This window comes from Achromobacter piechaudii NBRC 102461 (assembly GCF_001571245.1).
GTDB lineage: Bacteria > Pseudomonadota > Gammaproteobacteria > Burkholderiales > Burkholderiaceae_B > Achromobacter > Achromobacter piechaudii.
In genome coordinates this window covers 1,294,553-1,307,530 of the sequence record NZ_BCTK01000001.1, presented here as the reverse complement: position 1 = coordinate 1,307,530, position 12,978 = coordinate 1,294,553, and the positions used below count along the sequence as shown (strand labels likewise).

6 protein-coding genes are annotated in these 12,978 nt (G+C 67.3%); 2 read left to right on the top strand and 4 right to left on the bottom strand.

Going from position 1 to position 12,978, the window contains the following annotated elements; genetic code table 11:
* Positions 1–2: 2 nt before the first annotated feature.
* The 4 genes from glgB to glgA are packed head-to-tail and all read right to left on the bottom strand — an operon-like array spanning position 3 to position 10,402.
* On the bottom strand, positions 3–2,210 hold the full coding sequence (gene glgB, locus API01S_RS05870) for a 1,4-alpha-glucan branching protein GlgB (RefSeq protein ID WP_084802363.1): 2,208 nt from the start codon (positions 2,208–2,210) through the stop codon (positions 3–5).
* A complete protein-coding gene (gene treS / locus API01S_RS05865) occupies positions 2,207–5,584 on the bottom strand; it encodes a maltose alpha-D-glucosyltransferase (protein WP_061303562.1) in 3,378 nt (1,125 codons plus the stop codon). The genes glgB and treS overlap by 4 nt, the downstream gene beginning before the upstream one ends.
* 15 nt (positions 5,585–5,599) lie before the next feature.
* Positions 5,600–8,818 carry an alpha-1,4-glucan--maltose-1-phosphate maltosyltransferase gene (locus tag API01S_RS05860; RefSeq protein ID WP_061303560.1) on the bottom strand — a complete coding sequence of 1,073 codons (3,219 nt, stop codon included), beginning with the start codon at positions 8,816–8,818 and terminating at the stop codon, positions 5,600–5,602.
* Positions 8,819–8,836: 18 nt separating this feature from the next.
* Positions 8,837–10,402: a glycogen synthase GlgA gene (gene glgA / locus API01S_RS05855; RefSeq protein WP_061303558.1), complete on the bottom strand. Its 1,566-nt coding sequence runs from the start codon at positions 10,400–10,402 to the stop codon at positions 8,837–8,839.
* A 291-nt stretch (positions 10,403–10,693) separates the two neighbouring features.
* Here glgA and API01S_RS05850 point away from each other — a divergent pair, with 291 nt between their 5' ends.
* Together API01S_RS05850 and API01S_RS05845 are read left to right on the top strand one after the other, a co-directional pair.
* Positions 10,694–12,463 (top strand): thiamine pyrophosphate-requiring protein, encoded by a 1,770-nt coding sequence (locus API01S_RS05850; protein ID WP_061303557.1) that lies wholly within the window; start codon positions 10,694–10,696, stop codon positions 12,461–12,463.
* Positions 12,464–12,573: 110 nt separating this feature from the next.
* The gene (locus API01S_RS05845; RefSeq protein ID WP_050728789.1) at positions 12,574–12,972 is read left to right on the top strand and encodes a PRC-barrel domain-containing protein; all 399 of its coding nucleotides are present in this window, start codon (positions 12,574–12,576) and stop codon (positions 12,970–12,972) included.
* Positions 12,973–12,978 lie beyond the last annotated feature (6 nt).

Genomic DNA, 12,978 nt, shown 5'->3' with positions numbered 1-12,978 from the left:
ATTCAGCCTTCGTGCGTGAAGAACAAGGTGGCAAGGGGGGGGAGTGTCAAAGACAGGGATTGCGCGTGGCCATGGGCGGCCTGTTCGGTCGATTGCGCCGCGCCCTGGTTGCCCTGGCCCGATCCGCCGTACCAGCCGGCGTCGGTGTTCAGGGTTTCGGCCCAGCGCCCGGCCAGCGGCACCCCGACGCGATAAGCATGGCGGGTGACCGGAGTGAAATTGCAGACGGCCAGCATCGTGGACGCGCCGGATCGCCGCAGGAAGGCCGCGACGCTGTTGTCGGCATCGTCCATGACCAGCCAGGCGAAGCCATCCGGCTGGTCGTCCAGCTCGTGCATCGCGGGCGATTCCCGATACACGCGGTTCAGGTCGGCCACCAGGCGCTGCACGCCCTTGTGTCCGGCGTCGTCCAGCAGGCTCCAGTTGATCGTGGCGTCGTGATTCCATTCGGCGGGCTGCGCCAGTTCACCGCCCATGAACAGCAGCTTCTTGCCGGGATGCGCCCACATGAAGCCCAGGTAGGCGCGCAGATTGGCCAGCTTGGTGCCGTGATCGCCCGGCATCTTGTTCAGCAGCGAGCCCTTGCCATGCACGACTTCGTCGTGCGAGAGCGGCAGGATGAAGCGCTCGGAATAGGCATACGCCATGCCGAAGGTGATGTCGTGGTGATGGTATTTCCGGTACACCGGGTCTTCGTGCATGTAGCGCAGCGTGTCATGCATCCAGCCCATGTTCCATTTGTAGTGAAAGCCCAGGCCGCCTTCGACGACCGGCGCGGTCACGCCGGGCCACGCGGTGGATTCTTCGGCCACGACGATGGCGTCGGGTGCTTCCTGGCGCACGGTGGTGTTCAGGTCGCGCAGGAAGGCCACCGCCTCCAGGTTCTCGCGGCCGCCGTATACGTTCGGAATCCATTCTCCGGGTTGCCGGCTGTAGTCGCGGTAAAGCATCGAGGCCACGGCGTCCACCCGTAAGCCGTCGATATGGAATTGCCGCAGCCAATGCACCGCGCTGGCGATCATGAAGGCTTTGACTTCGGTGCGGCCCAGGTTGTAGACCAGCGTGTTCCAGTCGGGGTGATAGCCTTCGCGCGGATCCGCGTACTCATAGAGCGGCGTGCCATCGAAGCGCGCCAGACCGTGGGCGTCGTTGGGGAAGTGGGCCGGTACCCAGTCCAGGATCACGCCGACGCCGACGGCGTGGCAGCGGTCCACGAAGCGGGCGAAGGCCTCTGGCGGGCCGAAGCGCGCGGACGGCGCGAACATGCCCAGCGGCTGGTAGCCCCAGGATCCGCCGAAGGGATATTCCATGATCGGCATCAGTTCCACATGCGTGAAACCCATGGCGTGTGCGTAGGCGGGCAGCTTCTCGGCAAGCTGGTCCCACACGCAACGCTCGTTGTCAGGCGCGATCCACGAGCCGGCCTGCACTTCATAGATGGATATCGGCGCGCGCGGCTGTTGACGTTCGCCGCGTGCGCGCATCCAGTCCTCGTCCGTCCAGACGTGGGGCGTCGGGTCGTCCACCACCGATGCGGTGGCCGGCGCGGCCTGGGCGCGGCGCGCCATGGGGTCGGCCTTGAAGACGATTGCGCCCGTCGTGTCGGTGATGGCGAACTTGTAGCAGTCGCCCGCGCACACGCCGGGGATGAACAGTTCCCACACGCCGGCCGCATGGCGCAGGCGCATCGGGTGGCGGCGGCTGTCCCAGCTGTTGAAGTCGCCCACCACGGCGACGCGGCGGGCGTTGGGCGCCCAGACCGCGCAGCGCAGGCCGGACACACCGTTCATCTCAACCAGCCGCGCGCCCAGCAGGTCCAGCGCCGCGCGCCAGTCGCCGCTGGCCAGGCCCGCTAGGTCCGCGTCTGAAAGCACCGGGCCGAAGGCATAGGGGTCCGGCGTCAGTTGCTCGGAACCGGGCCATTGGATGGCCAGCTGATACGAGCCGGGATCGCCCGGCCGTGCCTCGGGCGCAGCGCCTGTAAACAGGCCCTGAGCCTGTTCATGCAGCGGCGCGCGCGTGCCATCCGGGCTGACGACCGCCACCGCCAGAGCCCCGGGCAGCAGGGCGCGCACGACGCCGTCATGCGGGCCCAGCACCGCGAACGGGTCGGCATGCTGGCCCCCGGCCAACGCGTGCAGCGTGGCTGCATCGACCTGGCCGGCGGGTGTGGAGGACGGCGGCATGCCACCGTTGTCAGTGCGATTCATCGTGTTTTTTCCTCGGCGCTGATCGCCGCATCCTGCAAGAGTTCGCGCGCCAGGCTGGTCAGCGCGCACAAGGGAATGGAGATCCAGTCAGGCCGGTGCGCCGCTTCGTAGCTGACTTCGTAGGCGGCCTTTTCCAGCTGCGCCAGCTTGAGCAGGGTGTCTTCCTGCGCGCCGGGCAGCGCAATCGCGGTGGAAGCGGCCTCCTGGTAGCCCTGCAAGAACGCTTCGACCGCGCGCGACCCGAAGCGCGCCAGCAGCGTGTCGCGCAGGTCCTGCGGCACGCCGGGCGCGGCGGGCGAGTCGGCGGCTCCGGCATTGGCGTCCGTGGGCGCGCCGCCCATCGGGTCGGAACGCGCCACCGACGCGGCGGCGTAGTCGAACGAACGCAGCATGCCCGCCACGTCCTTGTAGGGCGTCGTGACGTTGCGCCGCGCTTCCAGCGTCTGGATGGGCTCGCCTTCAAAGTCGATCAGGTATGCGTCGGTCTGCGCGACCAGCACCTGGCCCAGATGGAAATCGCCATGTACGCGGATCAGCGGCGCGCCTTCCAGCGCCTGCGCCATCATGCTTACCTGCTTGACCAGGCGCGCATGGTGCTCAAACAGCCATTCGGCGCAGGCGTGCGACGGCGCTTCCAGGCGGTTCGACGCCGCGCGCAAGTCCTGCTCGGCGCGGTCCAGCTGCGCAATGATGCGCGTGGCGTGCGCCTGCGCATCTTCCTCTGTGGCGGTCTGCACCGGAAATGCCGGGTCATCCGTCGGCTGCGCCAACGCGTTGTGCAGCTCGGCCAGACGCCGTCCGATGGTGGTCGCCATGACGGTATAGCCTTCCAGGCTGGCCTCGAATTCCTCGGGGCTGTCGCCGCCCAGCAGGGCCGCGCCCAGCGTGCGCTTCAGGAAATCCAGCGTCCAGGTCCAGGCATCGCCCTCGTTGTTGACGAAGGCGTGCAGCACCGCCAGCGTGTGCGGCACGCCGTCGGCGTCCACGCGCAGCACTTCGCCCAGCAGCGCGGGGACGTTGGCGTAGCCCGCGCGGGTCAGGTGGCGCGACACCTCGACTTCGGGCGACACGCCGGGCTTGACGTTGCGGATCAGCTTCAGGATGGCCAGGTTGCCCACGATCACCGAGCTGTTCGATTGCTCCGCCCGGATCCACTGCAAGGCGGGTTCCGCGCCGAAGTCCAGCTCGGAGAGGCCGGGTTCCGGCAGGTAGCGGATGACGCCGGGCTTGTCACCCGGTTTGCCGCCTTCGCGCCCGTCCAGTTCCTGGCCCGTGCGCAGGGCGTCGATCACGCCCAGCACGAAGCCCGGTTGCAGGAAGGCGTCGGCCAGCACGCCGACTTCCGCGCCGCGACGCACGCGCGCAATCGGATACTGCACCTGGGCGGTTTCGTCCCACACCAGCACGAACGGCGCCTGCACGCTCAGGCCGTCTTCGATACCGTCTTGGGGTTCGACCTCGGCCCAATAGAATTCGCCACCCGTAGCCGCGCCAGCGGCCGCGCCGGAGAACGGCGTGGCATAGGCCAGGCGCGCGCGCGACGGCGCCTTGGACCCCGGGAACCAGCGCTGGCGCGCCAGGTATTCGGGCAGCACTTCGTTTTCCAGCACATTGCGCGACGCGTCGGTCAACGCGGCGCCGCCACGCGACTTCAACACCAGCGTCGTCAGCTCCGGCATCTGGGCCGGACCGCTGGCGTGCCAGCCGGGCGGGGCGGCTTCCAGGCTCAGGTCCATCCAGTAAAAGCCATAGGGCGGCAGCGTCAGCAGATAAGGCAGTTCACCGATGGCGGGAAACGGCGTGCCGCCCAGCATTTCCACCGGCACGCGGCCATTGAATTCCTGTAGCGGCAGTTCCACCGGCTGCGCGGCGTTCGACAGATTCGCCACGCACAGGATGGTGGTGTCGTTCCATTGGCGCAGATAAGCCAGGATCTTGCGGTTGCCTGCCTGGATGAAGCGCAGCGTGCCCCGGCCGAACGCATGCGTCTGGCGGCGTTGCGCCAGCATGCGGCGCGTCCAGTTCAGCAGCGAATGCGGATCGCGCTGCTGGGCTTCGACGTTGACCGCCTCATAGCCATACAGCGGGCCCATCAGCACGGGCAGCGGCAGGCGCTCGGGATCGGCGCGCGAAAATCCGCCGTTGCGGTCAGGCGACCATTGCATCGGCGTGCGCACGCCGTCTCGGTCGCCCAGGTGCACGTTGTCGCCCATGCCCAGCTCGTCGCCGTAGTACAGCACCGGCGTGCCGGGCATGGACAAGAGCAGGCTGTTCATCAGCTCGACACGGCGGCGGTCGCGTTCAAGCAGGGGCGCCAGCCGGCGCCGGATGCCCAGGTTGATGCGCGCGCGCGGATCGGCGGCGTACACGCTCCACAGATAATCGCGTTCGCGGCTGGTGACCATTTCCAGCGTCAACTCGTCATGGTTGCGCAGGAAGATGGCCCATTGGCAGGTGTCGGGAATGTCCGGCGTCTGGCGGATGATGTCGGTGATCGGAAAGCGGTCTTCCTGCGCGATGGCCATGTACATGCGCGGCATCAGCGGAAAGTGGAACGACATATGGCATTCGTCGCCCGCACCGAAATACTCCTGCGCGTCTTCGGGCCATTGGTTCGCTTCGGCCAGCAGCAGGCGGCCGGGATATTCCTCGTCGATCACCGCACGGATCTGCTTGAGCACCTGATGCGTCTCGGGCAGGTTCTCGTTGTTGGTGCCTTCGCGTTCCACCAGGTAGGGCACCGCGTCCAGCCGCAGCCCGTCCACGCCCATGTCCAGCCAGTAGCGCATGACGGACAGCACTTCCTTGAGCACCTGCGGATTGTCGTAATTCAGGTCGGGCTGATGGGAATAGAAGCGATGCCAGAAATAGGCGTTGGCTTCGGGGTCCCAGGTCCAGTTGGATTTTTCCGTGTCGCAGAAGATGATGCGGGTGCCGGCGTAGGCCTTGTCGTTGTCCGACCACACGTAGAAATTGCGCGCCGCCGAACCGGGCCGCGAGGTGCGCGCGCGCTGGAACCAGCGATGCTGGTCCGACGTGTGGTTCACCACCAGTTCGGTAATCACGCGCAGGCCGCGCGCATGCGCTTCGCGGATCAGCTTGCGCACGTCGGCCACGGTGCCGTAGTCGGGATGCACGCCGCGATAGTCCGCGATGTCATAGCCGTCGTCGCGCCGGGGCGACGGGTAGAACGGCAGCAACCAGATCGTGTTCACCCCCAGGCTGGCGATGTAATCCAGTTTCATGATCAGGCCGGGCACGTCTCCCACCCCGTCGTCATTCGAGTCGAAGAACGACTTCACATGCAGCTGATAGATGACGGCGTCCTTGTACCAAAGGCCGTCATCCTTGATGGGATTGGTTTCACTGATCATCTTGGGCTCCGGGCGTCAACCATGAAGGGACAGCCGCCAGACGCGATAGGGTTGGTCGGGGGACAGCGTCACGGTGCGCGTCGCGTCGCGCCAGGTGTCGCGGCTGTCCGTCAAGAGGTCTTCGACTTCAAGGTGGGCGGGCGGGGCGTCGCCGAACAACCAGAAGGGCGCCTGCACCTGCGCGGTCTGCGGGTTGAAGGGGTCCAGGCTGATGACGGTCATCACCACATTGCCCAGACCGGGCGTGGCCTTTACGAAGGCCAGCACGCGGTCATTGCCGCTGGAAACGGCGGTCAGCCCGCGATGCGTCTGCAACGCGGGGTTGGCGCGGCGGATCTGGTTCAGGCGCGCGATCTCGGCGCGGATGTTGCCGGGCTGGCGCCAGTCGCGCGGACGCAGCTCGTATTTTTCGGAATCCAGGTATTCCTCTTTGCCCGGCACCGGCGCCGATTCGCACAGCTCGAAGCCGCTGTACACGCCCCACAAGCCCGATCCCATCGCCGCCAGCGCGGCGCGGATCAGAAAACCGGGCCGGCCAGAGGTCTGCAAGAACAGCGGGTTGATGTCCGGCGTGTTCACGAAAAAATGCGGACGGAAGAAGTCGGCGGGCGGCGGGCTGGAAATTTCTTCCAGATACGCTTGCAGCTCCGCCCGCTCGTTGCGCCACGTGAAGTACGTGTATGACTGCGTGAACCCCACCTTCGCCAGCCGGTACATCATCTTGGGCCGGGTGAAGGCTTCGGACAGGAACAGCACATCGGGGTGCTGGCCGTGCACTTCGGCGATCAGCCATTGCCAGAAGGGCAGCGGCTTGGTGTGCGGATTGTCCACGCGGAAGATCCGCACGCCGTGGTCCACCCAGAACAGCACCACGTCGCGCAGCGCGCGCCATAGCGCAAGCTTGCGAGCGCGGCGCGGCGGTGCGCCATAGAACGACACGTTGACGATGTCCTGGTATTTCTTGGGCGGGTTCTCGGCATAGCGCAGCGAGCCGTCCGGGCGCCACGAAAACCAGTCGGGATGCGCTTTCAACCAGGGATGGTCGGGCGAACACTGGATGGCGAAGTCCAGCGCCATTTCCATGCCGTGCTCGCGCGCGGCGCGCACCAGCCGCAGGAAATCATCCAGCGATCCCAGCTTGGGCTCGATGGCGTCATGGCCGCCGTCGGCGGACCCGATGGCGTAGGGGCTGCCCACGTCGTCCGGCCCGGCCGTCAGGCTGTTGTTCGGGCCCTTGCGGTTGCGCACGCCGATCGGGTGGATGGGCGGCAGATACAGCACGTCGAAGCCCATCTCCTGGATATCGGGCAGCCGCGCGATCACGTCGTCGAAGGTGCCGTGGCGGCCGGGCTCGCGCGCTTGCGAACGCGGGAACAATTCGTACCACGCGCCGTGGCAGGCTGCGGGGCGGTCCACCCAGACGGGATAGGGCTCGGGCGTTACGGTTTCAAACGCGTGGGCGTCCAGCGCCCGCATCGCATGCGCCAGTTCGGCGCCCAATAGCAAGGCGATGTGCGCTTCAGAAGGCTGGCCGCCGTCTTTCGGGCCGGGTAAGGCCTTCAAGGCCGCCTTGAGCACGGCAACACTGTCGGCGGGGTAGGCGTGCTGGCTGGCGCGCTTGTCGGCTTCGCGCAGCAACAGCAGGCCTTCGGCCACTTCAAGCTGCACGTCCAGGCCGACGGCGTGCTTGACTTCCAGGTCGTGCCGGTAGGTTTCCCACACATCGAACCACGCGGCCACCTGGAATTCATGCGGGCCGATGCGGCGCGGCCGGAAGCTGGCTTGCCAGCGGTCGTTGGACAGCAGCGTCATGGGGGTGCGCTTCCAGTTGGCCTCGTCGCCCGCGCGCCACCTGACTTCGGCGGCGATGCGGTCGTGACCATCCATCAGCAGGTCGGCTTGCACAGTGATGCGCTCGTGCACCGTGCATTTGACGGGATGCGCGCCGTCGTCCACGGCGGGCGATACGCTTTCGATGGCCAGGCGCAGGCCCGCGCCACCTTCCGTGCGTGGCCCGGGATGACGCGAGGCCTCGCGCACGGGCGGCATGGGAGTGACGGCCATCAGCGCGCAGCCGCCAGCAGGCAGCGTGTCGCCGGCCAGCAGGGGTGCGTCCGTCATGCGCTGAGGCAGGATGTCGCCGGGCGGCAGGCTGGAGGCCACCGCGTCCCAATCGATGCGTGCCGGCGCGGCGTCAAGCGGGTTCAAGGCCAGGACGGCCGTGGCGCCATCGGCTTCATCGCGCAGCACCAGCGTGGCGCGGCCATCGCGGCCACCCAGTACGCGCGGCGGGCCAGCCGGCGACTCGCGCACGCTGACCCACTGGTTGATGTCCTGCATCTGCGGCGACGCGTCGATCTCGGCTTCCGCCGCCATCCAGCCGTTGGCGGTCAAGGCCGCTGCCCAGGCCAGCCGCGCATCGCCAGGATGCTTGTTCGGGGCCTCGCCATGCAGGGGCGTGGTGCTGGCCAGCACCGGCGCCACGCGCTGCAAGCGCGCCGCTTCTTCGGTCAACCACGCGGACTTGTAATCCCACCAGGGCAAGGACGAGAATACCCCGTCAAAGCCGGCGTCGCGCAGCGTGTCGACCTGATGCGCCGTCAGGCCGGGCGTCCATGCCAAGCAATGCGGGGTGGTGGCGTGTTGTCGCAGCGGTTCCAGCAGCTCGCGCCAGCGCGCGGGCGGCAGGCGTTGCGGCGCTTCAAAGACAAAGCCGCTCACGCCCGCTTGCAGCCAACCGGTCAGCCGCCTGGACCAGGCTTGCGCAAATTCGGGCGGCGGATCGCCGGCCAGCGCCATCACCCCCCAGGTGCTGACGGGCAGGCGCGGGTCGCGCGCCGGGTCGTCAGGCGGCGGTCGATACCAGCCGGGCGGCGCGGTCGCGGCGGCGGCGTCCATCGCCACGCGGTCCACCACCACGTGCAGCAACAGCGTCAGCCCATGCGCCGACGTGGCGCGGGACAGCCGCGCCAGGCGTTCGGTGATGGGCTCGGTGGTGTCGCCCTTTGGACTTGCGTCGGCATCGACAGGAGCCAGTGTTTGCGCATTGGCTGGCCGCAGCCAGGGAGGCGGCACCAGTACGGCGTTGAAGCCGGCCCGCTGGATGCGGGCCAGCCGGGCATCCAGCGAGGTGTCGCCTTTCGCGGCCGGGGCGCCGTCCGGCAAACCCAGTGGCGCGTGGCAGATGCGCAACGCGGAGGGCGGGGTGGGGACGGGCTTGGGGGCAGCGGCCATGCGTGTGCGCCTTGATGACTAGATGGGCATCGGCATGGAGCCACGGGCTTGCCGGGTCCGCCGTTGGCGAGTGTCGGCCGAGCGGGCCGACGCGGGTTCTTCCACGATCTGATCGGCTTGCGTACGGCCGGTCAGGGCTTGCAGCAGGTCTTCATACGCGCCCACGGCGCGCTGCCAGCTGAAGTCGGTGCTCATCGCGTTGCGCTGCATCGCGCGCCACAGCATCGGGTGCTGGCGCAGATGCATTGCGCGGTCCAGCGCATTGGCCATGGCGTCGGGGTGGTCGCCGTCGAACAGCAGGCCGTTGGCGAAGGCCATCGCGGTCAGCGGCGAGTCCGAACCGGGGTCTTCGATCGTGTCGGCCATGCCGCCCACGCGCGAGCCGATCGGCACCGTGCCGTAGCGCATGGCATAGAGCGGCGTCAGCCCAAAGGGCTCGAAGCGGCTGCCGTGCAAGAGGATGTCGCCACCGGCATGCAGCCGGTGCGCGGCGGCTTCGTTGTAGCCAATGCGCGTGGCGAAGCGTTCCGGATAACGCTCGGCCAGCGCCTTCAAGGCATTTTCCAGACGGCGGTCGCCTTGGCCCAGGATCGCGACCTGCATCTCGGGGTGTGCATCCAGCGCGCGCGGCAGCGCTTCGGCGGCGACGTCCGCCATCTTCTGTTCGGTCAGGCGGCTGCCCATCACGACCAGCGTGGCTTGCGCGTCGGGCAGCAGGCCGAATTCGCGTTGCAGCGCCGTCTTGCACAGGCGCTTGTTGGCCAGGTCGCCGCTGCCGTAGCGCAGTTGGCCCAGGTGCGGATCGCGCGACGGGTCCCACAGCGCGGTGTCGATCCCGTTGGGAATGGCGATCAGGTCGGCGGCGCGTTCGCGCAGCAAGCCGTCCAGGCCGCAACCGAACTGGGGCGTCAGGATTTCGCGGGCGTAGGTGTGGCTGACGGTCGTGACGCGGTCCGCGTGCGCGATGCCGGCCTTCATGAAGTTCAGCTTGTCCCACGCGACCACGGCGTGCTCGCCCCGGTAGGCGGGCGGAATTCCGTAGGCGGCGGCATCCTCTAGCGGGAACTGGCCTTGGAAAGCCATGTTGTGGATCGTCAGAATGGATTTCACGTCCGTCAGGCCCGCATCGCGCAACAGCATGGGGGTCAAGGCCGCATGCCAGTCATGCGCGTGCACCACATCGGGGCGCGGCAGACCGGGCAAGCCGCGCGCGATACGCACGGCGGCGTGAGACAGGGCGGCATAGCGCAGGCCGTTATCCGGATGCTCCTGGCCGTCCTCGTCCACGTACAGGCCGGCGCGGTCGTACAGCGCGTCGTTCTCAAGCAACAGGAATGGCAGCTCGGACGTGGGGCACACGCCGGCCAAGAGGCGCGCGTCGCCGCCCGGCAGGTCTTCCAGCCGCGCCACTTCGCGCACGCCATCCAGCTGTTTGGCCGCGCCGCGATAGGCGGGCAGCAGGACGGTGGCCGGGATGCCACGCTGGACCATCGCCCGCGTCATGCCGGTGATTGCGTCGCCCAGACCGCCGGTCTTCGCCAGGGGGAATGCTTCGGCAGCCACTATGAGAATTGTCGTCGCCATGCTTGTTGCTCCGGGGGTGTCGGAGGGCCGCTGAAAAAGTGGGCCCGATTCCGTAAGGCCTCCTATGCGCAAGTGGCGTGCCCAACCGGGGCCATTGCGGAAAAGATCGGGCTTACCCAGGGGTACGCGTCGTTGTTGCTGACGTTTGTAAATTTGGGAGCGGCGCAGCAATGGTCATCTTTTCAAGGGCTGGCTTGGGATATCAGGGACGTATTTATTTCCACCCCGGGAATGGGGATTGCGGCGCGCGCTGGTTCTGCTGTTGATGAACCGACTACAAGGAGCGTCCACTTGAAAACCGTTTCCGATTTTGTCCTCGCCCGCCTGGGTGAATGGGGCGTACAACGCGTGTTTGGCTATCCCGGCGACGGGATCAACGGCCTGATCGGCGCGTTTGGCCGGAACGAGGAACTGGAATTCGTCCAGGCGCGCCACGAGGAAGGCGCGGCGTTCATGGCCTGCGCCCATGCCAAATTCACGGGGCAGGTCGGCGTATGCATGGCGACCTCGGGCCCCGGCGCCATCCATCTGCTCAACGGCCTGTACGACGCCAAGCTGGATCACCAGCCGGTGGTGGCCATCGTCGGACAACAGGCCCGCAGCGCGCTGGGCGGCGACTACCAGCAAGAGGTGGATCTGGTCAGCCTGTTCAAGGACGTGGCGCACGACTTCGTCCACATGGTGACGTCGCCCGTGCAGGCTCGCCACATGGTCGACCGCGCCATGCGCATCGCCATGGAACGGCGGGGCGTCACCTGCCTGATTTTTCCGAACGACGTGCAGGATCTGGAAGCCGTGGAAACGCCGCCGCGTGAACACGGCACGGTCCACACCGGCATCGGCCTGACCGCGCACGCGGCGGTGCCGCCCGAGGCCGCGCTGGACAACGCCGCCGCGATCCTGAACAGCGGCGAGCGCGTGGCGATGCTGGTGGGCGCGGGTGCGCTGGAAGCGGGCGACGAAGTGCGCGCCGTGGCCGAACGGCTGGGCGCGGGCGTAGCCAAGGCCTTGCTGGGCAAGGCCGTGGTGCCGGACGAGCTGTCCTATGTGACCGGCGCGATCGGCCTGTTGGGCACCCAGCCCAGCTGGGAAATGATGAACGAGTGCGACACGCTGCTGATGGTGGGCACATCTTTTCCCTATGCGGAATTTCTACCGAAGGAAGGGCAGGCGCGCGCGGTGCAGATCGACCTGGACGGGCGCAAGCTCAGTTTGCGATATCCGGTGGAAGTGGGCCTGGTCGGCGACGCCCGGCTGACCTTGGAAGCCTTGCTGCCCAAGCTCAAGCCCAAGACGTCCGAGCGCTGGATCAAGGGCATCGAAAAGCGCGTGTCGCGCTGGCGCGAAACGGTGGTCGCGCGCGCCATGGTCGAGGCCAAGGGCGTCAACCCGCAACGTCCGTTCCTGGAACTGTCCAGCCGCTTGCCGCCGCGTTGCATCGTCACCTGCGATTCGGGCTCGGCGGCCAACTGGTATGCGCGAGATGTGCATCTGCGCGAAGGCATGATGGGCTCGGTGTCGGGCGGGCTGGCCAGCATGGGCTGCGGCGTGCCCTACGCGGTGGCCGCCAAGCTGGCGCATCCCCATCGCCCGGTCGTGGCGCTGGTGGGCGACGGCGCCATGCAGATGCTGGGAATCAATGAGCTCATCACCATCGCGCACCGATGGAAGGATTGGGCCGACCCGACGCTGGTGGTGATGGTGCTGAACAACGGCGACCTGAACCTGGTCACGTGGGAGCAGCGCGTGATGGGCGCGGACCCGCGCTTTGGCGACTCGCAATGGCTGCCGCATTTTTCCTACGCGGACTACGGCCGCATGCTGGGCCTGGAAGGCATCCGCGTGACCGACCCCGAAGATGTCGGCCCTGCCTGGGACCGGGCGCTGTCCGCCGGCAAGCCCACGGTGCTGGAAGTGGTGAGCGACCCCGAGGTGCCGCCGATGCCGCCGCACATATCGGCCAAGCAGTTCAAGGCCTACATGACGGCGCTGCGCAAGGAAGACACCGCCACGGGCGCGGCCGCATTGCGCGCCACCATCAAGCAATGGTGGGCAAGCTGATCGGGTATTTGAACGTGGGTGCCTGGCACCGCAGTTGGGCACGGCGTTTGCGGAGCAATGTATTCCTACCACCAGTACGCAGGGCGCAAGCCCGGCAAAGGAGATAAAAGATGGAACATCAAACCAATATCGTCGGCGGCCCCAAGAGCAGCCCGGGCGGCCCCGGCCCCGAAGTCATGGCGGCCGGCACGCTGGAAGGCAATGATGTCTACAACTCGGCCGGTGACGACCTGGGTTCGATCAAGGACATCATGATCGACGTGCCGCGCGGCCGCGTGGCCTATGCGGTGCTGTCCCGTGGCGGCGTGCTGGGCATCGGCGACAAGCTGTTTGCGATCCCGTGGGCGGCCCTGACGCTGGACACCGACCGCAAGTGCTTCGTGCTGGACATCGACGAAGAAACCTTGAAGAACGCCCCAGGTTTTGACAAGGACAACTGGCCGAGCATGGCGGACGAGACGTGGGCACGCAATCTGCACACGTACTACAAGCAGGAAATCTACTGGTAAGCCGGC

Coding starts and splice junctions, on each gene's coding strand:
- glgB (WP_084802363.1), bottom strand. CDS start 2,210: ATGAATCGCACTGACAACGGTGGCATGCCGCCGTCCTCCACACCCGCC.
- treS (WP_061303562.1), bottom strand. CDS start 5,584: ATGATCAGTGAAACCAATCCCATCAAGGATGACGGCCTTTGGTACAAG.
- API01S_RS05860 (WP_061303560.1), bottom strand. CDS start 8,818: ATGGCCGCTGCCCCCAAGCCCGTCCCCACCCCGCCCTCCGCGTTGCGC.
- glgA (WP_061303558.1), bottom strand. CDS start 10,402: ATGGCGACGACAATTCTCATAGTGGCTGCCGAAGCATTCCCCCTGGCG.
- API01S_RS05845 (WP_050728789.1), top strand. CDS start 12,574: ATGGAACATCAAACCAATATCGTCGGCGGCCCCAAGAGCAGCCCGGGC.